Raw genomic sequence first — 19,626 nt, 5'->3', positions numbered from 1 at the left:
AATAATGATACCGGCATCATGCCGGTATCGTTCTATTACTGATGACGTTTGCGTAAATTCTCAATCACCGTCGTCAGATCGAGATCCTGGTCCTGCAGCAGAACCAGCAGGTGATACATCAGGTCCGATGCCTCATTGGTCAACTCGAAACGGTCATGCACGGTCGCGGCCAGTGCTGTTTCAACACCTTCTTCTCCAACTTTCTGGGCAATTCGCTTCGTACCGCTGGCGTACAATTTTGCGGTATAGGAGCTGGCGGGATCTGCCGTTTTGCGCTCAGCCAGCAGTTGCTCCAGTTGATACAGGAACAGCCATTGGTGGCTGGACTCACCAAAACAGCTGCTGGTGCCTTTGTGACAGGTTGGCCCAATCGGGTTAACCAGCGCCAGCAGGGTGTCGTTGTCGCAATCAGCAGAAATGCTGACGACATTAAGAAAATTGCCAGAGGTTTCACCTTTGGTCCACAGGCGCTGTTTAGTACGCGAGAAAAAGGTCACTTTCCCGCTTTCGATCGTTTTATCCAGCGCTTCCGGGTTCATATACCCGAGCATCAGCACTTCACCGGAAATCGCATGCTGCACGACGACTGGCATCATCCCATCGGTTTTTTCCCAGTCCAGCTTGCGGCATTGTTGCTTGGTTAACATATCCTGATCTCCACGCCCTGTGTTGCCAGGTACGCTTTTAATTCGCCAATATTGATAATTTGCTTGTGGAAGACCGAGGCGGCAAGCGCGCCATCGACATCCGCATCCCTGAAGGCTTCGAGGAAGTGCTCCATCGTTCCGGCACCGCCAGAAGCGATCAGTGGAACATGGCAAACTTCGCGCACTTTTTTCAATTGCTCAAGATCGTAGCCGTTACGCACGCCGTCCTGATTCATCATATTAAGAACGATTTCACCCGCGCCCAGTTTTTGCACCTCTGTTACCCAGTCGATCGTTTCCCACTGTGTAACGCGCGTACGGTTTTCATCTCCGGTGTACTGATTGACGTGATACTTCCCGGTTTGTGCATCATGCCAGGTGTCGATACCCACCACGATGCATTGCACGCCAAAGCGATCCGCCAGGCGGGTGATCAACGTTGGGTCAGCCAGAGCAGGGGAGTTGATAGAAATTTTATCTGCGCCGAAAGACAGTATCTTTGCGGCATCCTCGGGGGATTTAATTCCACCGGCGACACAGAACGGAATGTCGATTACTTCTGCTACGCGTGATACCCAGCTTTTGTCCACCACGCGACCATCGCTCGATGCGGTGATATCGTAAAAAACCAGCTCATCTGCGCCTTCATCGGCATAGCGTTTTGCCAGCGGAACGATATCGCCAATAATCTCGTGATTGCGGAACTGAACACCTTTGACAACCTGCCCGTCACGAACATCAAGGCAAGGGATTATGCGTTTTGCCAGCATTGGATGGCCTCCTCAACGGTGAATTTACCTTCCAGCAAAGCACGACCCACAATGACGCCGCCAACGCCGGTTCCGCGCAGGGCGGCGACATCTTCAATTCCACCAATCCCGCCGGATGACTGAAATGCCACCTGGGGATATTTCGCACACACTTCTTCGTACAGTGCAACGTTTGAGCCAGCCAGCGTGCCGTCGCGAGAGATATCGGTGCACAGCACATGCTTCAGCCCAACGGGTAAATAGGCCTCAACCAGTTCTTCCAGTGAAACGCCGGAGTCTTCCTGCCAGCCGCTGACCGCAACCTGTTTATTCCCGAGCTCGTCAATCCGCACATCCAGAGCCAGCACCAGCGCATCAGCGCCGAAACGCGTGAACCAGGTTTTAACACGTTCGGGCGATTTTACCGCCGTCGAGCCGACAACCACACGTGCAACGCCCGCATCCAGCAAAGCGGCGACGTCTTCTTCAGTACGTACGCCACCCCCTACCTGCACCGGTACGTTTACGCCAGCCACCAGTGTTTTAATCAGCGGTATTTGCCGTTTCTGCGGATCTTTTGCACCGGTCAGGTCCACCAGGTGCAGCACCTTTGCGCCTTGTGCGGCATAGCTTTGTAAACGGGGCAAGGGATCGGTACCGTAATCACGCTGCGTTGCGTAATCGCCCTGATGAAGACGCACAACCGTGCCGTCGATTAAATCTAATGCCGGAATAATCATTACATCTCCAGAAAGTTTTTCAGCAACTTCGCGCCAGCGGCACCTGAACGCTCCGGGTGGAACTGCACGCCAAAGAAATTATCCTTTTGTATCGCTGCGGTGAAGGGCTCACCGTAGTTGCATTGCGCAATAGTCCATGGGTTCACCGGCATCGCGTAGCTGTGTACAAAATAGAAATACGCCCCATCCTCAATACCCTGGAAAAGGCGGTTTCCGGCCTGTGGATAGACACGGTTCCAGCCCATATGCGGCAACGGCAGACCAAAATCGGTCATTTTGGGTACGTCTTGATCAATAATCCCCAGCAGGGAGACACCGTTGCTTTCTTCACTGCGCCAACCAAGCAGCTGCATACCTAAGCAAATCCCCAGTACAGGTTGTGTGCAGGCTTTAATCAGTTCAATCAGCTCACGCTCGTGTAGCTGATCCATTGCCGCCTGTGCGGTACCCACACCAGGCAGAAACAGTTTATCGGCACGCAGCACAACATCCGCATCGCGGCTAACCACCGGATCATGGCCGTGGCGTGCGACGGCGGATTTCACCGAGTTCAGGTTGGCACAGCCGGTGTCGAGGATCACCACGTTCATCACAGCACTCCTTTTGAAGAAGGAAGCGTGTCGCCTTCTACGCGAATAGCCTGGCGCAGCGTGCGGCCAAAGGCTTTGAACAGACTTTCCACGCGGTGGTGGTCATTTTTACCTTTGGTTTTAAGGTGTAACGTGACACCCATGGTGTAAGAGAGCGAACGGAAGAAGTGTTCGATCATCTCCGTACTCAGATCGCCGACGCGCTGATAGGTAAACTCAGCCCGGTACTCCAGATGTGGACGTCCGGAGATATCCAGGGCGCAGCGTGCGAGGCACTCGTCCATCGGCAGCACAAAACCAAAACGGTTGATGCCTCGTTTATCGCCCAACGCCAGTTTTAAGGCTTCGCCCAGAGCCAGCCCGGTATCCTCAACGGTGTGGTGATCGTCAATATACAGATCGCCTTTGACGGCTATCTCCATGCGAAAACCACCGTGGGTCGAGATTTGATCCAGCATGTGGTCAAAGAAGCCGACGCCGGTATTAATTTTGCTGCGGCCTTCGCGGTCCAGCCAGACTTTAACGTCAATCTGCGTTTCTTTTGTATTACGTTCAACGTGGGCGTAGCGATCCCGTTTGGTTAGCTGCTCGCCGATCATCGCCCAGTTCAGCGTGTCGCGGTGATAGCGTAACCCGGTGATGCCCATGTTTTCCGCCAGTTGAATGTCGGTTGCGCGATCGCCGATCACGTAGCTGTTCTCGGTATCCAGCACCTGTTCAATCAGGTATTGCTCGACCAGCTTCACTTTGGGTTTACGACAATCACACGCGTCTGCCGGCAGGTGCGGGCAGATCAGTACTTCATCAAATATAACGCCCTGTGAAGTGAAAATTTGCATCATCAGGTTGTGCGGACCGTCAAAATCCGCCTGCGGGAAGCTCTGTGTTCCCAGTCCATCCTGGTTGGTGATCATCACCAGCTTAAAACCTGCTTTTTGCAGTTTTAGCAAGACCGGGACCACCTCCGGCTCAAAGGCAAGCTTGTCGAAGCGATCAACCTGAAAGTCACTGGGCGGCTCGGAAATCAGGGTTCCATCACGGTCAATAAAAAGATACTTCTGGCTCATACTTGCTCCGCACGTAAGGCGTCAATGACGCGCTGGCTCTCTTCACGGGTTCCGACAGTAATACGCAGGCAGCCGCTCAATGAAGGTTGTTTGTTCTGGTCTCGTAAGATAATGCCCTGATCCCACAAAGATTTAAATACGCTGCTTGATGCGGTGAAGCGCGCCAGAACATAGTTGGTTTCAGAGTCGAAAACTTGTTCGACACAGCGGATGGTTTTCAGGTTATCAACCAGGTACTGACGCTCTTGCAGAATCTGCGCCACGCGCTCGCGCATAGCGGAAATGCCTTGCGGCGTTAGCGCCTGAGCGGCGATATCTGCCACCGGTGTAGAGAGCGGGTAAGGCGCGATCACTTTCAACAACAGGTTGATAACGTCTTCATTAGCTAGCGTAAATCCGCAGCGCAAACCGGCAAGGGCAAACGCCTTAGACAGGGTGCGCAGTATCACCAGGTTTGGGTACTCCGATAACCAGCCCGCCAGTGTGGCCTGCGGGCAAAACTCGATGTACGCTTCGTCGGCGACCACGATGGCTTTGCCCTGCGTCATGTCGAGCAGTGAACGCAGATCCTGCGGGTTAATTAACTGGCCAGTCGGGTTATTGGGACTGCATACGTAAACCACTTTCACGCCATCAAGCTTGTCAGCGATACCCTGTAAATCCAGTTGCCAGTCGGCAAGAGTTGGTACGGTGCGACATTCAACGCCAATGGTTTCAGCACTGACGCTATACATGCCATAGGTTGGCGGGCAGTAGAGAATCGCATCTTTACCCGGCTCGCAAAAAGCACGTACCAGCAACTCGATACCTTCATCAGCACCGCGGCTGACCAGTACCTGCTCTGGCTTAACGCCTGCATACTGCGCGTAGTTCTCGATCACTGCCTTCGGCTGGCACTCCGGATAACGGTTCAGTGTTTGCTGAGTCAGTTGGAATTCAACGGCGGTGGGGAACTCATTGGCATTGAGCCAGACGTCGCCATTTCCGCCCAGACGGCGGGCTGACTGATACGGTGTTAGCTCACGGACATTTTTACGGGCTAAATCAGTAACGCTGAGAATGTTGTCAGTGCTCATGCTTGCTCCTTCAGGGCGTTAACGCGCAGGGTAACGGCATTTTTGTGGGCTGTCAGTCGTTCTGCAGCGGCCAGCGTTTCGATGGTTGCGGCCAGGGCAGAGAAACCTTGCGGCGATAATTCCTGTACGGTCATCCGCTTCTGGAAATCGGCCAATCCAAGACTTGAGCAGGTTGCGGTATAGCCGTAGGTAGGCAGCACGTGGTTAGTCCCGGAGGCATAGTCACCGGCAGATTCCGGTGACCAGTCACCGAGAAAGACAGAGCCCGCACTGGTGATGTCATCGACCAGTTCGCGAGCATTGCGGGTCTGAATGATCAGGTGCTCCGGGCCGTACGCATTAGAAATCGCTACGCATTGCGCAAGGGAGCGGGTGACAATCAGACGGCTGGCGCTTAACGCCTGCCGCGCGGTTTCAGCGCGTGGCAGCGCGGCAAGCTGGCGCTCGACTGCTTCAGCAACCTGGCTGGCCATACCGGCATCCGGCGTCAGCAGGATCACTTGGGAATCGGGGCCGTGTTCGGCCTGTGAGAGTAAGTCAGAGGCAACGAAATCCGGCGTGGCGCCGCTGTCGGCAATCACCAGTACTTCAGACGGACCTGCTGGCATATCGATGGCAGCACCGTCCAGACGCTGACTAACCTGACGCTTGGCTTCGGTCACAAAGGCATTACCGGGGCCGAAAATTTTGTCCACTTTCGGCACGGATTCGCTGCCAAATGCCAGCGCGGCAATCGCTTGTGCGCCCCCAACGTTAAACACGTCCTGTACGCCGCAGAGCTGCGCGGCATACAGAATTTCATCGGCGATAGGTGGGGGAGAACACAACACCACTTTTTTACAGCCTGCAATGCGGGCCGGGGTGGCGAGCATTAACACCGTTGAGAAGAGCGGCGCGGAGCCCCCGGGAATGTACAGTCCAACAGAATTTACCGGGCGGGTAACCTGTTGGCAGCGTACACCGGGCTGCGTTTCAATATCGACGACCGGCAGTTGTTGCGCGTTATGAAACGTCTCGATGTTTTTCACGGCGACTGCCATGGCCTGTTTAAGGTCATCGCCAAGACGTGCGCCAGCGGCGGCAATCTCTTCAGCACTGACTTTCAGCGCACTCACGTTAGTTTTATCAAACTTTGCGCTGTATTCACGTAGCGCTGCGTCACCGCGCGACTTTACGTTATGCAGAATTTCGCTCACGGTACGGGTGATGCTCTCTGACGCCGAGATTGCCGGGCGCATCAGTAATTCACTTTGCTGCTCTTCAGTACAGTTATTCCAGTCGATGATGGTATTAAAGCTCATAATCGTCTTCCTTTTTTTGCCGGATGGCTCGTTGTTTATCCGGCCTACGGGTCTTGTAGGCCCGGCAAGCGAAGCGCCACCGGGCAGCATAAGTGGAATTACTCCATCATCTTCTCAATAGGCAGCACCAGGATGGAGCTGGCGCCAAGCGCTTTCAGTTTTTCCATCGTTTCCCAGAACAGGGTTTCGCTGCTAACCATGTGCATTGCCACGCGCTGCTGATCGCCGGCCAGTGGCAAAATCGTTGGGCGTTCAGCGCCTGGCAGCAAGGCGATAACGTCGTCCAGACGTTCACTTGGCGCGTGCATCATGATGTATTTAGATTCGCGAGCCTGAATAACCCCCTGAATACGGGTCAGCAGCTTATCAATCAGTTGTTGTTTAGCTGCCGGCATTTCTCCGTCACGCTGAATCAGGCAGGCTTTGGAACGGTAAATGACTTCCACTTCACGCAGGCCGTTGGCTTCAAGCGTTGCACCGGTGGAGACCAGATCGCAGATTGCATCTGCAAGTCCCGCACGGGGAGCAACTTCGACAGACCCATTTAACAAACAGGATTTGAACGAAACCCCTTTCTGGTCGAGATAACGTTTGAGCAGGTGCGGATAAGAGGTGGCGATACGTTTGCCGTTCAGTGCAGACGGACCGTCCCAGGCTTCGTCAACCGGGGTCGCCAACGAAAGACGACAGCCGCCGAAGTCCAGACGACGTAACGTAAAGTAACGAGGATCTTCACCCTGTGCCCGGCGGTTGAGCAGTTCTTCTTCCAGCACGTTTTCGCCGATGATGCCGAGATCAACGACGCCATCCATGACCAGACCCGGGATATCGTCATCGCGTACGCGGAGAATATCAATAGGCATATTCTCTGCCATCGCAATCAGGCGCTGGGTGTGAAGATTAATTTTAATACCACAGCGGGCCAGCAATTCGCGTGAGTCATCGCTTAAACGGCCTGACTTCTGCATAGCTATGCGTAAGCGGGTGTTGTCTAACATTCTCTATTCCTCGTTATCCTGTCTGAATCGGTTTGGGTCACGCACAAAAAAAAAGCCCCCGGAGGAAATCTTCCGGGGGCTTTCTCATACGCTCATGCACCGCTGGAAGATTTAAATGTCTCCCAGCACACATCGCCTGAAAGACTAGTCAGGATGATGGTGATGATGGTGATTAAATTGAGCGCGTGTCATAAATTTTCTCGATGAATGCTTATTCATTTGATGTCTTTTAACCTAAACCACTTTAGCCACGGAAAGCAAGGGCTTTTTTTGATCATTAATTCATTTCATATTGATACTATGAATTGTCAGCCACCGTGGGCTGGCGTAGCCTTGGGTTATAGGCCAAAAGTCAGGAGAAAAGGCATGAAAAAGGTCGCAATTGTCGGATTAGGTTGGTTAGGCATGCCGTTAGCCATGTCTCTGGCGGCCAGGGGCTGGCAGGTAACCGGCAGCAAAACCACATTGGATGGGGTGGAAGCGGCCCGAATGAGCGGTATTGAAAGCTACTTGCTACGCCTGGAGCCTGAACTGGTCTGTGAACCTGACGATCTCGATGCGCTAATGGATGCGGATGCGCTGGTCATTACCCTGCCTGCACGCCGTAGTGGCCCGGGTGAGACGTTTTATTTACAGGCAATGCAGGAACTGGTCGACAGTGCGCTGGCGTATCGTATTCCACGGATTATTTTTACCAGCTCTACCTCGGTTTATGGTGATGTGCAGGGGACAGTGAAAGAGGGCACACCACGCAATCCGGTCACGGCAAGTGGTCGAGTCCTGAAAGAACTCGAAGACTGGCTGCACAATTTGCCGGGAACGTCGGTGGATATTCTGCGCCTGGCAGGTCTGGTGGGACCGGGCAGACATCCCGGTCGCTTTTTTGCGGGTAAAACTGCACCTGATGGCCAGCATGGCGTCAATCTGGTGCATCTGGATGACGTGGTTTCTGCTATCACGTTGCTGCTGCAAGCGCCTAAAGGGGGACACATCTATAATATATGTGCGCCTATGCATCCGGCGCGCAATGTGTTCTACCCTCAGATGGCTCGTCTGTTGGGGATGGAACCACCGGATTTCCGGGACGGAGTGGATAACGGTAAAGGTAAAGTCATTGATGGCAACCGAATTTGTAATGAGCTTGGATTTGAGTACCAGTATCCCGATCCGCTGGTGATGCCGATGGAGTGACAGATCAGCAGAGTGTCGCTGTATACCGCCAGGGGGCGAGTATGAAACCACTGCTGGATGTTTTAATCATTCTTGATGCGTTAGAGAAAGAGGGGAGTTTCGCGGCGGCGTCCGCAAAATTGTTTAAGACGCCGTCAGCGCTGAGTTATACCGTCCACAAACTGGAAAGCGATCTCAATATTCAGTTGTTGGATCGCAGTGGACACCGGGCCAAATTTACCCGAACCGGACAGATGCTGCTGGAAAAGGGACGCGAGGTACTACATACCGTGCGCGAACTTGAAAAGCAGGCCATCAAACTGCATGAAGGCTGGGAGAATGAACTGGTTATCGGCGTAGACGATACCTTTCCCTTTTCGCTTCTTGCCCCGCTCATCGAATCTTTCTATCAACACCACAGCGTAACGCGTCTTAAATTTATCAATGGCGTATTGGGCGGCTCCTGGGATGCCCTGATTCAGGGCCGGGCCGATATCATTGTGGGTGCCATGCGTGACCCACCCACAGCGAGTGACTTTGGATTTGCGCGCCTGGGTGTGCTTGAACAGGCTTTTGTTGTTGCCCCCCATCATCCATTGGCGCAGGAGCCGGAACCGTTGAGCCGCAGAACGATCAAACGTTATCGCGCCATTGTGGTCGGCGATAATGCGCATCCCGCGAACATATCGGCTTCTCAGCTTCTTGACGATCAGGAAGCCATCACCGTTTTTGACTTCAAAACCAAACTGGAACTGCAGATCAGTGGTCTGGGATGTGGTTATATTCCGCGCTATCTGGCACAACGATTTCTGGACAGCGGGGCCCTGATTGAGAAGAAAGTTGTCGCGCAAATTCTGTTTGAACCCGTGTGGATTGGCTGGAACGAGCAGACCGCGGGATTAGCCAGTGCATGGTGGCGGGATGAAATTTTAGCAAATAGTGCTATCGCGGGTGTCTATGTAAAAACGGTTGTCGATAAATCAATCGGTTAGGAAAAAATATTTTTTGACAAGGCTCTCATTCTCTTGTCATTTCGCCCTAATTTAGGGCACAATGCGCCGCTTGCAAAAAATGAGATTAACCGACGTTTTAATACGCGTCGGTTATTTTTTTGCATCAAACCAATCATTCATAAAAGAGGCCGGGCTTCGTACCGGATAGATACTTACTTAAAAATCGACAGTTGTTGTCGCTGAGGATTAACAAAAAATGGGGCAATTTTTTGCTTACGCGACGGTTTCCGCCGTAATGGAGGATAACCATGTCGCATAACGCTACTCCAAACACCTCTCGCGTGGAATTACGTAAAACGCTTACGCTGGTTCCGGTTGTCATGATGGGCCTTGCCTATATGCAGCCGATGACGCTGTTCGATACATTCGGTATCGTATCAGGAATGACCGATGGTCACGTCCCGACAGCTTACGCCTTTGCACTGATCGCCATCCTTTTTACCGCACTGAGCTACGGTAAACTGGTGCGTCGCTATCCGTCTGCAGGCTCTGCCTACACTTACGCCCAGAAATCCATTAGCCCGACCGTTGGCTTTATGGTGGGTTGGTCATCACTGCTGGACTACCTGTTCGCACCGATGATCAACATTCTGTTGGCGAAAATCTATTTTGAAGCCCTGGTGCCGTCGATACCGTCATGGATTTTCGTGGTAGCACTGGTGGCCTTTATGACTGCTTTTAACCTGCGCAGCCTCAAATCTGTCGCGAACTTCAACACCGTGATCGTGCTGTTGCAGGTCGTGTTGATTGCGGTGATCCTCGGCATGGTCGTTTATGGCGTGTTCGAAGGGGAAGGTGCGGGTACGCTGGTGAGCAGCCGTCCGTTCTGGTCAGGTGACGCGCACGTGATTCCAATGATCACGGGTGCTACTATCCTGTGCTTCTCATTCACTGGTTTCGACGGTATCAGCAACCTCTCTGAAGAGACCAAGGATGCTGAGCGCGTGATCCCGCGTGCAATTTTCCTGACCGCGCTGATTGGTGGCCTGATCTTTATTGTCTCCACCTATCTGTTGCAGCTGTACTTCCCGGATATCTCTCGCTTCAAGGACCCGGATGCTTCACAGCCTGAAATCATGCTGTACGTAGCCGGTAAGTTCTTCCAGGTCGGCGCGCTGATTTTCTCCACCATTACCGTATTGGCATCCGGGATGGCGGCGCATGCAGGCGTAGCGCGTCTGATGTACGTGATGGGGCGCGATGGTGTATTCCCGAAAAGTTTCTTCGGTTATGTGCACCCGAAATGGCGTACTCCGTCCATGAACATCATCCTGGTTGGCGCGATTGCCCTGCTGGCAATCAACTTCGACCTGGTAATGGCGACGGCGCTGATTAACTTTGGTGCGCTGGTGGCGTTTACCTTCGTTAACCTGTCGGTAATCTCCCAGTTCTGGATCCGTGAGAAGCGTAACAAGACGCTGAAAGACCACTTCCAGTATCTGTTCCTGCCGATGTGCGGTGCGCTGACCGTGGGTGCGCTGTGGGTGAACCTGGAAGAGAGCTCTATGGTTCTGGGACTGATCTGGGCTGGTATTGGCCTGATCTACCTGGCTTGTGTGACCAAGAGTTTCCGCAACCCGGTACCGCAGTACGATGAAGATATCGCGTAATAATCTAATCTGACATCGAAAAACCGGAGACATGTTCTCCGGTTTTTTTATTCCTGCGCTTTATATCCAGCCAGTATTAATAACCGTTAGTTCTAAATTAGAGAATTTGGTTATTGGTTCTGAACCAGTTAGTCATGAATAATTTCCTGACTAATATACTTCTGGCTAATTAATTTATGTTTTCAATGATCTTAAGCGGGCTCATCTGTGGCGCGCTGCTTGGCTTTGTCATGCAACGTGGGCGATTCTGTCTGACGGGTGGCTTTCGCGATATGTACATTGCGAAAAACAATCGTATGTTCTATGCGCTACTGATAGCCATCTCTGTGCAAAGCGTGGGTGTCTTTGCGTTGATCCAGGCGGGTGTGCTCTCCTATGATGCCGGCACTTTCCCATGGCTGGGAACCGTTGTTGGTGGTTATGTTTTTGGTATCGGAATTGTTTATGCGGGCGGGTGCGCTACCGGAACCTGGTATCGTGCAGGAGAGGGGCTTATCGGTAGCTGGATTGCGCTATTTACCTATATGGTGATGAGTGCGGTGATGCGCTCTACGCATGCGAGTGGGCTGAATCAGGCGCTGAAAACCTACAGTACTGAGCATAACTCCATTGCCGATACGTTGAACCTGTCCGTATGGCCACTGATCGCTATTCTGCTGGCGGTTACATTGTGGGTGGTGGCGAAAGAGCTGAGAAAACCAAAATTGAAAGTCGCTACGCTACCGCCTCGTCGTACCGGCCTTGCGCATATTTTATTTGAGAAGCGCTGGCATCCATTTGTTACTGCGGTTCTGATCGGGCTGATTGCGCTGTTGGCATGGCCGCTGAGCGAAGCAACCGGACGAATGTTTGGCCTGGGTATCACGTCACCAACCGCTAATATTTTGCAATTCCTTGTCGCAGGCGACAGTAAGTTTATTAACTGGGGAGTGTTCCTGGTGCTGGGCATTTTTCTCGGCTCATTTATTGCAGCGAAAGCCAGTCGCGAATTTCGCGTTCGTGCAGCCGACGCACCCACCACGCTGCGTAGCGGTTTTGGCGGTCTGTTAATGGGCTTTGGTGCCAGCATCGCGGGTGGTTGTTCGATTGGCAACGGTCTGGTTATGACGGCGATGATGACCTGGCAGGGATGGGTTGGCCTGGTCTTTATGATTCTCGGCGTCTGGACTGCGTCATGGATTGTGTATATCAGACCGCAGCGTAAGGCAAAACTAACCGCTGCTGCGGCAAATTAAGCGTAAGGATTTGATGATGGCAATTAAAAAACTGGATGTGGTCACGCAGGTTTGTCCGTTTCCACTGATTGAAGCAAAAGCGGCACTGGCAGAAATGGCAAGTGGTGATGAACTGGTGATCGAGTTTGACTGTACCCAGGCAACTGAGGCAATCCCGCAATGGGCTGCCGAAGAGGGGCACGTGATTACTGATTATCAACAGGTGGGTGACGCCGCCTGGAGTATTACGGTGCAGAAAGCGTAAACACGATCCCTCCGTCGTCTGGCGGAGGGCATTTCATCTTCAAACTATCTCTTGCGCATACTGCCAGAGCGATTTCAGTAGCATCAGTTTCTCTTTGTTGTCAGCGTATTGCTGACTCAACATCTGCAATTCATTCGCGTAATTTTGCAAAAACTCCGGTGTGAATACCTGACGACGATGATCCAGCCAGCGTTGCTGCTCTCCCTCATCCAGTGTTCCAGGGAAATTGCGTGCGCGATAATTAAACAGCAGTTTTTCAATGCGCTTATCGACGAAAGTGATGTCCAGTGCGGGTAAATTGCGAGGTTCGGTTTCCAGAACGATCTTCATTGCGGCACGGTCAGCATCGCTGAAAAAACCGTTGTATAACTGCGCATCTACGTTGTCCGATGGCGCAAAGGGCTCTGCTTCGGCAAAAATAGCCACCACTTTATCGCGTACCTGCGGGTTTTCACGCAGGACTTTAAGATTATCCAGACAATTCTGGCGGTTAATACCGAGACGTTCGGCATCTTCCGGACGTAACGTATTAGCCTGTGCCAGAACCGGGCATTTGTTGATATGCACCAGTTTAATTGGCACCGCGGCGTTATCTCCCAGATCGGCTTTGGCGGTGTAAAGACGCTCGCGCAGGGTGTCGCTATCCAGTTCAAGCAAGGGAGAAATATTACCGGCTAAGTCGACCATAATAACCGCATTACGATTATCCGGATGCCAGGCGAGCGGGGCAACCCAACTGGTGTTACCTCGCCATGCACCGAACATCCCAGATACATGCACTAAGGGCTTCATTTGCGGGACATCAATCAACGCAGCCAGCTTGTGTTTATTGCGGTGACTGTAGAGATAGTCAAACAGACGCGGCTGACGTGACTTTACGAGTTGCGCCATTGCAATGGTGGCATACACGTCTGCCATCGCATCGTGAGCATTAGCATGCTCAATGCCGTTGGCGCGGGTCAGATGCTCAAGACGGAAACTGGGTAGACCGTCGTCGTTTTCAGGCCAGTTGATCCCTTCCGGTCGTAGCGCATAGCAGGCGCGCATCACATCCAGCAAATCCCAGCGAGAATTGTCGTTCTGCCAGCTCCAGGCGTAGGGATCATAAAAATTGCGATACAGGATATTACGTGTCACTTCATCATCGAAGCGCACATTGTTATAGCCGAGGATACACGTTTTCGGCACGGTAAACAGCGCATGGATGCGGGCAGCAAAAGCGGCTTCATTCTCACCCTTATCACGTGCTTCTTGCGGCGTAATGCCGGTTATCAGTACCGCTTCTGGTTGTGGCAGATAGTCGTCGGCGGGCTTGCAGTAAAAGACTTCGGGATCGCCAATGATGTTGAAATCGCTATCTGTGCGGATGGCCGCAAACTGCGCGGGTCTGTCCAGTGCCGGATGGGTACCAAAGGTCTCGTAATCGTGGAAGAGAAAACCAGGTTGCTGCTTGCCGTCATTCATTGTTCAGTTATGTCCGGGATCAATTTAGCGCTTATCTAAGAATACCAAAAAATAGCGCGGTAATCAGCAACGGGATTATCAATACTCGGCGGTGGCCGCAATAAAATTGCGGTGAACGTGATTAAAATAAAACGAATTAATAGATTTGGAGTTTTAAAGATATTTCATGAAATAAGAAAACGTTATCTTCTGAGTTTATAAATAAACTAACTGAGAACCATTATTGTTATTTTTACGTTTGTCAGCGCATTCTGGAAACTTTAAAACTCTTTTATAAACAATGGGTTTTATTCTTGCCAGTTAACGGGGTTTCATTGTAATGAAATGTGAGTAAGGTTAAAAATTAATAATTTAAAGGCCATATAATCATTGGATATATCTAATAACAGGAGGTTATATGAGCATTAGTCGGCGTAATTTTTTGCGGGGCGTGGGTATTGGCTGCTCGGCCTGTGCAATAGGCAGTTTCCCACCTGGCGCACTGGCGCGAAATTCGCCAGAGAGTATTAAAGGGAAAACATCCCTGACGCCAAGTCTGTGTGAAATGTGTTCCTTTCGCTGTCCAATTCAGGCTCAGGTGATTAATAATAAAACAGTTTTTATCCAGGGAAACCCTAATGCCCCTCAGCAAGGCACGCGCGTTTGTGCTCGCGGGGGCAGCGGTGTTAGCCTGGTAAACGACCCGCACCGGATTGTGAAACCGATGAAACGCACCGGGCCGCGTGGCAGTGGCGAATGGCAGGTCATTAGCTGGCAACAGGCGTATCAAGAAATTGCCGAAAAGATGACGGCAATAAAAAATCAATACGGGCCGCAGGGCGTTGTCTTCTCCTCTAAATCCGGTTCGCTTTCCGGCCATTTATTTCATTTGGCGACGGCTTTTGGCTCACCAAATACCTTCACGCACGCTTCAACTTGTCCAGCAGGTAAAGCCATAGCCGCCAAAGTAATGATGGGTGGGGATTTAGCAATGGATATCGCCAACACCCGCTATATGGTCTCTTTTGGACATAACCTCTATGAAGGAATTGAGGTTGCCGATACTCATGAACTGATGACCGCACAAGAGAAAGGCGCGAAGATGGTCAGCTTCGACCCCCGACTGTCGGTATTTTCCAGTAAGGCGGATGAATGGCATGCGATTAAACCGGGGGGAGACTTACCGGTGCTGATGGCGATGTGCCACGTCATGATTACTGAAAAATTGTATGACGCGGGATTCGTTGAACGCTACACAACAGGTTTTGACCAACTGGCAGAGGCGGTACAAGAGGCCACGCCGGAATGGGCACAAAATTTGGCCGACGTACCTGCGGATGTCATTACCCGGGTGACTCGTGAAATGGCGGCCTGCGCCCCCCATGCGATTGTCAGCCCCGGCCACCGTGCGACTTTTTCGCAGGAAGAGATTGACATGCGGCGCATGATTTTCACCCTCAACGTGCTGCTGGGAAATATTGAGCGCGAAGGCGGCATGTACCAGAAAAAAGCGGCTGCAACCTACAATAAGCTGGCGGGAGAGAAGGTGGCTCCGGTGCTGGCGAAACCGGATGCTAAACTCCCTAAGCCAACGGCGCAGCGTATTGACCTGGTCGCGCCGCAATTCAAATACATCGCTGCGGGCGGCGGGGTGGTGCAGAGCATTATCGATGCTGTGTTAAACCAGACGCCTTATCCGGTGAAAGGATGGATTATGTCCCGGCATAATCCTTTTCAAACTGTGACCTGTCGGCCGGATCTGGTCAAAACCGTTGAGCAGTTGGATCTGGTGGTGAGCTGCGATGTCTATTTAAGTGAAAGCGCGGCCTATGCCGATTACCTGTTACCTGAATGCACCTATCTCGAACGCGATGAAGAAGTCTCTGATATGTCGGGGCTGAATCCAGCCTATGCGCTGCGCCAGCAGGTCGTTGAGCCTATTGGTGATGCGCGCCCAAGCTGGCAAATCTGGAAAGAGCTGGGCGAGCAACTGGGGCTTGGGCAGTTCTATCCGTGGCAAGATATGCAAGTACGCCAGCTGTATCAGCTCAATGGTGACCATGCGTTATCTGCTGAACTGCGCCAGAAGGGTTATCGGGAGTGGGGCGTACCGCTGTTACTCCGTGAGCCTGAATCGGTACGCCAGTTTACTGCGCAGTATCCGGGAGCAGTGGCCGCTGACAATGACGGTACGTATGGCGAACAACTGCGCTTCAAATCCCCATCCGGAAAGATCGAACTCTATTCCGAAGAACTGGAGACACTCCTGCCGGGCTATGGTATTCCGCGTGCACGCAATTTTGCGCTCAAGGCCGACAATGAACTCTATTTCATTCAAGGCAAAGTCGCAGTTCACACCAATGGCGCGACGCAATATGTCCCATTGCTCAGCGAGTTGATGTGGGATAACGCGGTGTGGATCCACCCGAAAACGGCTGGAGAAAAAGGGATTAAAAGCGGTGATGACATCTGGCTTGAAAATGCGACGGGTAAGGAGAAAGGCAAAGCGTTGGTCACTGCCGGTATTCGACCCGATACGCTGTTCGTCTATATGGGATTCGGCGCCAAGGCGGGAGCCAAAACCGCAGCGACAACGCATGGGATCCACTGTGGAAACTTGCTTCCACATGTGACCAGTCCGGTATCCGGCACGGTGGTCCACACCGCTGGCGTTACGCTTCGTCGGGCATGAGAAAGGAGAACATCATGAATCAGTCAACAAATCCGTATGTCATGCTGCATGACGAGAAACGCTGTATTGGTTGTCAGGCGTGCACGGTTGCCTGCAAAGTTCTGAATGACGTGCCAGAAGGTTTTAGCCGGCTGCAGGTGCAGATCCGCTCACCGGAAAACGAACCTGAGGTGCTGTCTCACTTCCAGTTTGTCCGCGTCTCCTGCCAGCACTGCGAAGATGCGCCTTGTGTCAGCGTCTGTCCGACTGGCGCTTCGTTTCGGGACGAAAACGGCATTGTGCAGGTGGACAAGTCCCGCTGTATTGGCTGTGATTATTGCGTTGCCGCCTGTCCGTTCCATGTGCGCTACCTGAACCCACAAACAGGAATTGCAGATAAATGTAACTTTTGTGCAGACACCCGTCTGGACGCTGGACAATCGCCTGCCTGTGTTTCCGTATGCCCTACGGATGCGCTGAAGTTTGGTCGCCGTGATGACCCTGAAATTCAGCACTGGATTCATCAAAAAGAGGTTTACCGTCAGCAGGATACGCGCAGCGGTGCGGTGAGTATTTTCCGGCGTAAAGAGATTCATCAGGAGGGAAAAGTATGAATTCTATCTGGGGAGCTGAGCTTAACTATGCGCCAGACTACTGGCCGCTGTGGCTCATTTATGCAGGCGTAGTCATTCTGTTGATGATTGCCGGTCTGGTGGTACATGCGCTGCTGCGTCGAATGCTGGCGCCCAAAACGGCAGCCGGAGAAGAGCACCGTGACTATCTTTACTCATTGGCTGTCCGCCGTTGGCACTGGGGAAATGCGCTGCTTTTTATCCTGCTTCTGCTCAGCGGTTTGTTCGGCCATTTTTCTATCGGACCGGTAGCGCTGATGGTGCAGGTGCACACCTGGTGTGGATTCGCATTACTGGCTTTCTGGATTGGCTTCGTCATGATCAATGCCACCAGCGGCAACGGTTGCCACTATCGTGTGCAATTCAGCGGGTTGATAAAGCGCTGCCTGCTACAAACGCGTTTTTATCTGTATGGGATAATGAAAGGTGAGGCACATCCGTTTGCGGCAACAGCGGAGAATAAATTTAACCCCCTGCAACAGTTAGCCTATCTGGCCATCATGTATGCGTTGGTTCCGCTGTTAATCATTACCGGGTTGCTCTGTCTTTACCCGCAGATTATAGACGCCGGGCCGGTGGTACTGGTGCTGCATATGGTGTTGGCGATTGTTGGCATTCTGTTCATTTGCGCACATATTTACCTGTGCACATTGGGTGATACGCCGGGGCAAATCTTTCGCAGCATGATTGACGGCTATCACCGTCATCGCAGCCATCATGCAGAAACAGCATCACATAAAGGCTAATCCTGCGCGGATTTTGCAGGGGAAGCCCGTCTGACATTCTTTCTTTAATAGCAAGAAAATGTGCCTTATGTCACATTTTCTTGCAATTTATCCATGTTTGTTCGGCAGAACTTCCGTAAAAAGAACGGCTATTTCTCCTGGTTATGAGGACATGCTGTTGAAACGCCGTTTGTTTATTGCCGCTTCGCTATTCGCGATTAGCTTTTCGTCCGCTTATGCGACTGATGTCGCCAGTTTTGCACCCCGGCCTCCCGCCATTAATGCTGGCGCGTGGGTGCTTATGGATTACACCACGGGCCAAATCCTGACCGCCGGTAATGAACACCAGCAACGCAACCCCGCCAGCCTGACCAAGTTAATGACCGGCTATGTTGTCGATCGTGCGATTGATAGCCATCGCATTAGCCCAACGGATATCGTCACTGTCGGACGTGACGCATGGGCGAAAGATAATCCGGTGTTTGTTGGCTCATCGTTAATGTTCCTGAAAGAAGGCGATCGCGTTTCAGTACGTGATTTAAGTCGCGGTTTAATTGTTGATTCCGGCAATGACGCATGCGTCGCGCTGGCTGATTACATCGCGGGTGGGCAGCCACAGTTTGTCGCGATGATGAACAGCTACGTTGAGAAGCTGAAGCTTAAAGATACACATTTCGAAACGGTGCATGGGCTGGACGCGCCAGGCCAGCATAGCTCGGCCTACGATCTGGCCGTGTTGTCCCGGGCAATTATTCACGGGGAACCTGATTTCTACCACATGTACAGTGAGAAGAGTCTTACCTGGAACGGTATCACACAGCAAAACCGTAATGGACTGCTGTGGGATAAAACAATGAACATTGATGGCCTGAAGACCGGGCACACATCCGGGGCCGGATTTAACCTGATCGCCTCTGCAGTTGACGGACAGCGTCGCTTGATTGCCGTGGTTATGGGCGCCGAGAGCGCGAAAGGGCGCGAGGATCAGGCACGTAAACTGCTGCAGTGGGGGCAACAAAATTTTGATACGGTGCAGGTTTTGCGTAGCGGTAAGCAAGTCGGTGTCGAACGAATCTGGTATGGCGATAAAGAAAGCATTAGCCTCGGCACCGAGCAGGATTTCTGGATGGCACTGCCTAAGGCTGAAGTCCAGAATATCAAAGCAAAATATGTTCTTGATAAGAAAGAATTGGTAGCGCCTATTGCCGCGCATCAACGCGTGGGGGAAATTGAACTCTATGACAGGGATAAGCTGGTGGCGCATTGGCCACTGGTCACCCTGGAATCGGTCAGTAAAGGCGGCGTATTTTCACGTCTGAGCGATTACTTCCACCATAAGGTGTAATTTTTCACCCATGCTACTGACTGGCAAGAGTGCGAAACTGCTCACATAATAATCACTATTTCCTTGTGGCCGTAATACACAAAAATTACACTGTATATAAATGGGTCTTCCCCGATCATGGTGGGAAGGCTCAGAACGCCATATTCAGCTTTCCGTAGTGGAACATCACCCCCAGTTTAAAGCGCTCCCGGTTTCGGTATCCCCTGGCTTTTATCCTCAGCAGCCTGATCTTGCTGTTAAGTGCCTCCGCATTTCCGTTTGAGACACTGTGTCGCATCGCATTCAGGATCCCCTACAGCCTTTTTCCTATCGTTTTCGCGGCATTTTTCATCATGGGAACGTCACTGTTAGCCGCCAGCGCCAACCATCT

General features: G+C 52.1%; 19 protein-coding genes, 2 pseudogenes and 1 other annotated feature. Of the genes and pseudogenes, 10 read left to right on the top strand and 11 right to left on the bottom strand.

Annotated features, from left to right (window positions below; translation table 11 throughout):
* Positions 1-35: 35 nt before the first annotated feature.
* From hisIE to hisL, 9 genes are all read right to left on the bottom strand, one after another.
* Positions 36-647 carry a bifunctional phosphoribosyl-AMP cyclohydrolase/phosphoribosyl-ATP diphosphatase HisIE gene (gene hisIE, locus RYZ59_RS11365; protein ID WP_318048065.1) on the bottom strand — a complete coding sequence of 204 codons (612 nt, stop codon included), beginning with the start codon at positions 645-647 and terminating at the stop codon, positions 36-38.
* On the bottom strand, positions 641-1,417 hold the full coding sequence (gene hisF / locus RYZ59_RS11360; protein WP_040231909.1) for an imidazole glycerol phosphate synthase subunit HisF: 777 nt from the start codon (positions 1,415-1,417) through the stop codon (positions 641-643). The genes hisIE and hisF overlap by 7 nt, the downstream gene beginning before the upstream one ends.
* A complete protein-coding gene (gene hisA, locus RYZ59_RS11355; protein ID WP_137382268.1) occupies positions 1,399-2,136 on the bottom strand; it encodes a 1-(5-phosphoribosyl)-5-[(5-phosphoribosylamino)methylideneamino]imidazole-4-carboxamide isomerase in 738 nt (245 codons plus the stop codon). Before hisA ends, hisF begins: the two co-directional genes overlap by 19 nt.
* Positions 2,136-2,726, bottom strand: coding sequence for an imidazole glycerol phosphate synthase subunit HisH (gene hisH / locus RYZ59_RS11350; protein ID WP_318048069.1), 591 nt, complete (start codon positions 2,724-2,726; stop codon positions 2,136-2,138). Before hisH ends, hisA begins: the two co-directional genes overlap by 1 nt.
* The gene (hisB, locus tag RYZ59_RS11345) at positions 2,726-3,793 is read right to left on the bottom strand and encodes a bifunctional histidinol-phosphatase/imidazoleglycerol-phosphate dehydratase HisB (RefSeq protein ID WP_137382270.1); all 1,068 of its coding nucleotides are present in this window, start codon (positions 3,791-3,793) and stop codon (positions 2,726-2,728) included. The genes hisH and hisB overlap by 1 nt, the downstream gene beginning before the upstream one ends.
* Positions 3,790-4,869: a histidinol-phosphate transaminase gene (gene hisC, locus RYZ59_RS11340; RefSeq protein WP_318048072.1), complete on the bottom strand. Its 1,080-nt coding sequence runs from the start codon at positions 4,867-4,869 to the stop codon at positions 3,790-3,792. Before hisC ends, hisB begins: the two co-directional genes overlap by 4 nt.
* On the bottom strand, positions 4,866-6,170 hold the full coding sequence (gene hisD, locus RYZ59_RS11335) for a histidinol dehydrogenase (RefSeq protein ID WP_318048074.1): 1,305 nt from the start codon (positions 6,168-6,170) through the stop codon (positions 4,866-4,868). Before hisD ends, hisC begins: the two co-directional genes overlap by 4 nt.
* A gap of 98 nt (positions 6,171-6,268) precedes the next feature.
* On the bottom strand, positions 6,269-7,168 hold the full coding sequence (hisG, locus tag RYZ59_RS11330; RefSeq protein WP_202038942.1) for an ATP phosphoribosyltransferase: 900 nt from the start codon (positions 7,166-7,168) through the stop codon (positions 6,269-6,271).
* Between the two features lie 46 nt (positions 7,169-7,214).
* Positions 7,215-7,337 (bottom strand) — a sequence feature (His leader region).
* Complete coding sequence (gene hisL / locus RYZ59_RS11325) at positions 7,313-7,360, bottom strand: his operon leader peptide (RefSeq protein WP_101741515.1); 48 nt, start codon at positions 7,358-7,360, stop codon at positions 7,313-7,315. Its footprint overlaps the feature before it by 25 nt.
* Positions 7,361-7,534: 174 nt before the next feature.
* On the opposite strand from hisL, the gene RYZ59_RS11320 reads away from it, so the two are divergent.
* From RYZ59_RS11320 to tsuB, 6 genes and pseudogenes are all read left to right on the top strand, one after another.
* Complete coding sequence (locus RYZ59_RS11320; protein ID WP_318048079.1) at positions 7,535-8,359, top strand: SDR family oxidoreductase; 825 nt, start codon at positions 7,535-7,537, stop codon at positions 8,357-8,359.
* 41 nt (positions 8,360-8,400) lie between these two features.
* Positions 8,401-9,385: pseudogene (locus RYZ59_RS11315) on the top strand (LysR substrate-binding domain-containing protein).
* 162 nt (positions 9,386-9,547) lie between these two features.
* Entirely contained in the window at positions 9,548-9,610 is a 63-nt protein-coding gene (yoeI, locus tag RYZ59_RS24765) for a membrane protein YoeI (RefSeq protein ID WP_101741514.1), read from the top strand.
* Complete coding sequence (gene plaP / locus RYZ59_RS11310) at positions 9,600-10,961, top strand: putrescine/proton symporter PlaP (RefSeq protein WP_040231916.1); 1,362 nt, start codon at positions 9,600-9,602, stop codon at positions 10,959-10,961. The genes yoeI and plaP overlap by 11 nt, the downstream gene beginning before the upstream one ends.
* 176 nt (positions 10,962-11,137) lie before the next feature.
* Positions 11,138-12,196 carry a thiosulfate utilization transporter TsuA/YeeE gene (gene tsuA, locus RYZ59_RS11305; protein WP_137382963.1) on the top strand — a complete coding sequence of 353 codons (1,059 nt, stop codon included), beginning with the start codon at positions 11,138-11,140 and terminating at the stop codon, positions 12,194-12,196.
* A 16-nt stretch (positions 12,197-12,212) separates the two neighbouring features.
* Complete coding sequence (tsuB, locus tag RYZ59_RS11300) at positions 12,213-12,440, top strand: thiosulfate utilization sulfurtransferase TsuB/YeeD (protein ID WP_137383002.1); 228 nt, start codon at positions 12,213-12,215, stop codon at positions 12,438-12,440.
* Positions 12,441-12,479: 39 nt separating this feature from the next.
* On the opposite strand, the gene sbcB is transcribed toward tsuB, so the two are convergent.
* Positions 12,480-13,904 (bottom strand): exodeoxyribonuclease I, encoded by a 1,425-nt coding sequence (sbcB, locus tag RYZ59_RS11295; RefSeq protein ID WP_318048080.1) that lies wholly within the window; start codon positions 13,902-13,904, stop codon positions 12,480-12,482.
* A 397-nt stretch (positions 13,905-14,301) separates the two neighbouring features.
* Here sbcB and phsA point away from each other — a divergent pair, with 397 nt between their 5' ends.
* The 4 genes from phsA (at position 14,302) to dacD (ending at position 19,256) form a co-directional block, all read left to right on the top strand.
* Entirely contained in the window at positions 14,302-16,575 is a 2,274-nt protein-coding gene (phsA, locus tag RYZ59_RS11290) for a thiosulfate reductase PhsA (RefSeq protein WP_202038938.1), read from the top strand.
* Positions 16,576-16,589: 14 nt separating this feature from the next.
* Positions 16,590-17,168 (top strand): thiosulfate reductase electron transport protein PhsB, encoded by a 579-nt coding sequence (gene phsB, locus RYZ59_RS11285; RefSeq protein WP_137382385.1) that lies wholly within the window; start codon positions 16,590-16,592, stop codon positions 17,166-17,168.
* A complete protein-coding gene (gene phsC, locus RYZ59_RS11280) occupies positions 17,165-17,932 on the top strand; it encodes a thiosulfate reductase cytochrome B subunit (protein WP_318048082.1) in 768 nt (255 codons plus the stop codon). Before phsB ends, phsC begins: the two co-directional genes overlap by 4 nt.
* Positions 17,933-18,083: 151 nt before the next feature.
* The gene (dacD, locus tag RYZ59_RS11275) at positions 18,084-19,256 is read left to right on the top strand and encodes a serine-type D-Ala-D-Ala carboxypeptidase DacD (RefSeq protein WP_318048085.1); all 1,173 of its coding nucleotides are present in this window, start codon (positions 18,084-18,086) and stop codon (positions 19,254-19,256) included.
* A gap of 130 nt (positions 19,257-19,386) precedes the next feature.
* On the opposite strand, the pseudogene RYZ59_RS11270 reads toward dacD, so the two are convergent.
* A pseudogene (locus RYZ59_RS11270) lies at positions 19,387-19,626 on the bottom strand (transposase); the annotation flags it as partial.

The organism is Citrobacter sp. HN-141 (assembly GCF_033341895.1).
GTDB lineage: Bacteria > Pseudomonadota > Gammaproteobacteria > Enterobacterales > Enterobacteriaceae > Citrobacter.
Note: the sequence above shows the minus strand (reverse complement) of the source record. Positions and strands in the feature narration are given on the sequence as shown.

Bases quoted from the DNA above. Each gene is read 5' to 3' on its own strand.
- hisC (WP_318048072.1), bottom strand. From the start codon at position 4,869: ATGAGCACTGACAACATTCTCAGCGTTACTGATTTAGCCCGTAAAAAT.
- tsuB (WP_137383002.1), top strand. From the start codon at position 12,213: ATGGCAATTAAAAAACTGGATGTGGTCACGCAGGTTTGTCCGTTTCCA.
- hisG (WP_202038942.1), bottom strand. From the start codon at position 7,168: ATGTTAGACAACACCCGCTTACGCATAGCTATGCAGAAGTCAGGCCGT.
- hisF (WP_040231909.1), bottom strand. From the start codon at position 1,417: ATGCTGGCAAAACGCATAATCCCTTGCCTTGATGTTCGTGACGGGCAG.
- phsB (WP_137382385.1), top strand. From the start codon at position 16,590: ATGAATCAGTCAACAAATCCGTATGTCATGCTGCATGACGAGAAACGC.
- sbcB (WP_318048080.1), bottom strand. From the start codon at position 13,904: ATGAATGACGGCAAGCAGCAACCTGGTTTTCTCTTCCACGATTACGAG.
- RYZ59_RS11320 (WP_318048079.1), top strand. From the start codon at position 7,535: ATGAAAAAGGTCGCAATTGTCGGATTAGGTTGGTTAGGCATGCCGTTA.
- hisIE (WP_318048065.1), bottom strand. From the start codon at position 647: ATGTTAACCAAGCAACAATGCCGCAAGCTGGACTGGGAAAAAACCGAT.
- phsC (WP_318048082.1), top strand. From the start codon at position 17,165: ATGAATTCTATCTGGGGAGCTGAGCTTAACTATGCGCCAGACTACTGG.
- dacD (WP_318048085.1), top strand. From the start codon at position 18,084: ATGCTGTTGAAACGCCGTTTGTTTATTGCCGCTTCGCTATTCGCGATT.
- hisA (WP_137382268.1), bottom strand. From the start codon at position 2,136: ATGATTATTCCGGCATTAGATTTAATCGACGGCACGGTTGTGCGTCTT.
- hisD (WP_318048074.1), bottom strand. From the start codon at position 6,170: ATGAGCTTTAATACCATCATCGACTGGAATAACTGTACTGAAGAGCAG.
- hisB (WP_137382270.1), bottom strand. From the start codon at position 3,793: ATGAGCCAGAAGTATCTTTTTATTGACCGTGATGGAACCCTGATTTCC.
- tsuA (WP_137382963.1), top strand. From the start codon at position 11,138: ATGTTTTCAATGATCTTAAGCGGGCTCATCTGTGGCGCGCTGCTTGGC.
- phsA (WP_202038938.1), top strand. From the start codon at position 14,302: ATGAGCATTAGTCGGCGTAATTTTTTGCGGGGCGTGGGTATTGGCTGC.
- plaP (WP_040231916.1), top strand. From the start codon at position 9,600: ATGTCGCATAACGCTACTCCAAACACCTCTCGCGTGGAATTACGTAAA.
- hisH (WP_318048069.1), bottom strand. From the start codon at position 2,726: ATGAACGTGGTGATCCTCGACACCGGCTGTGCCAACCTGAACTCGGTG.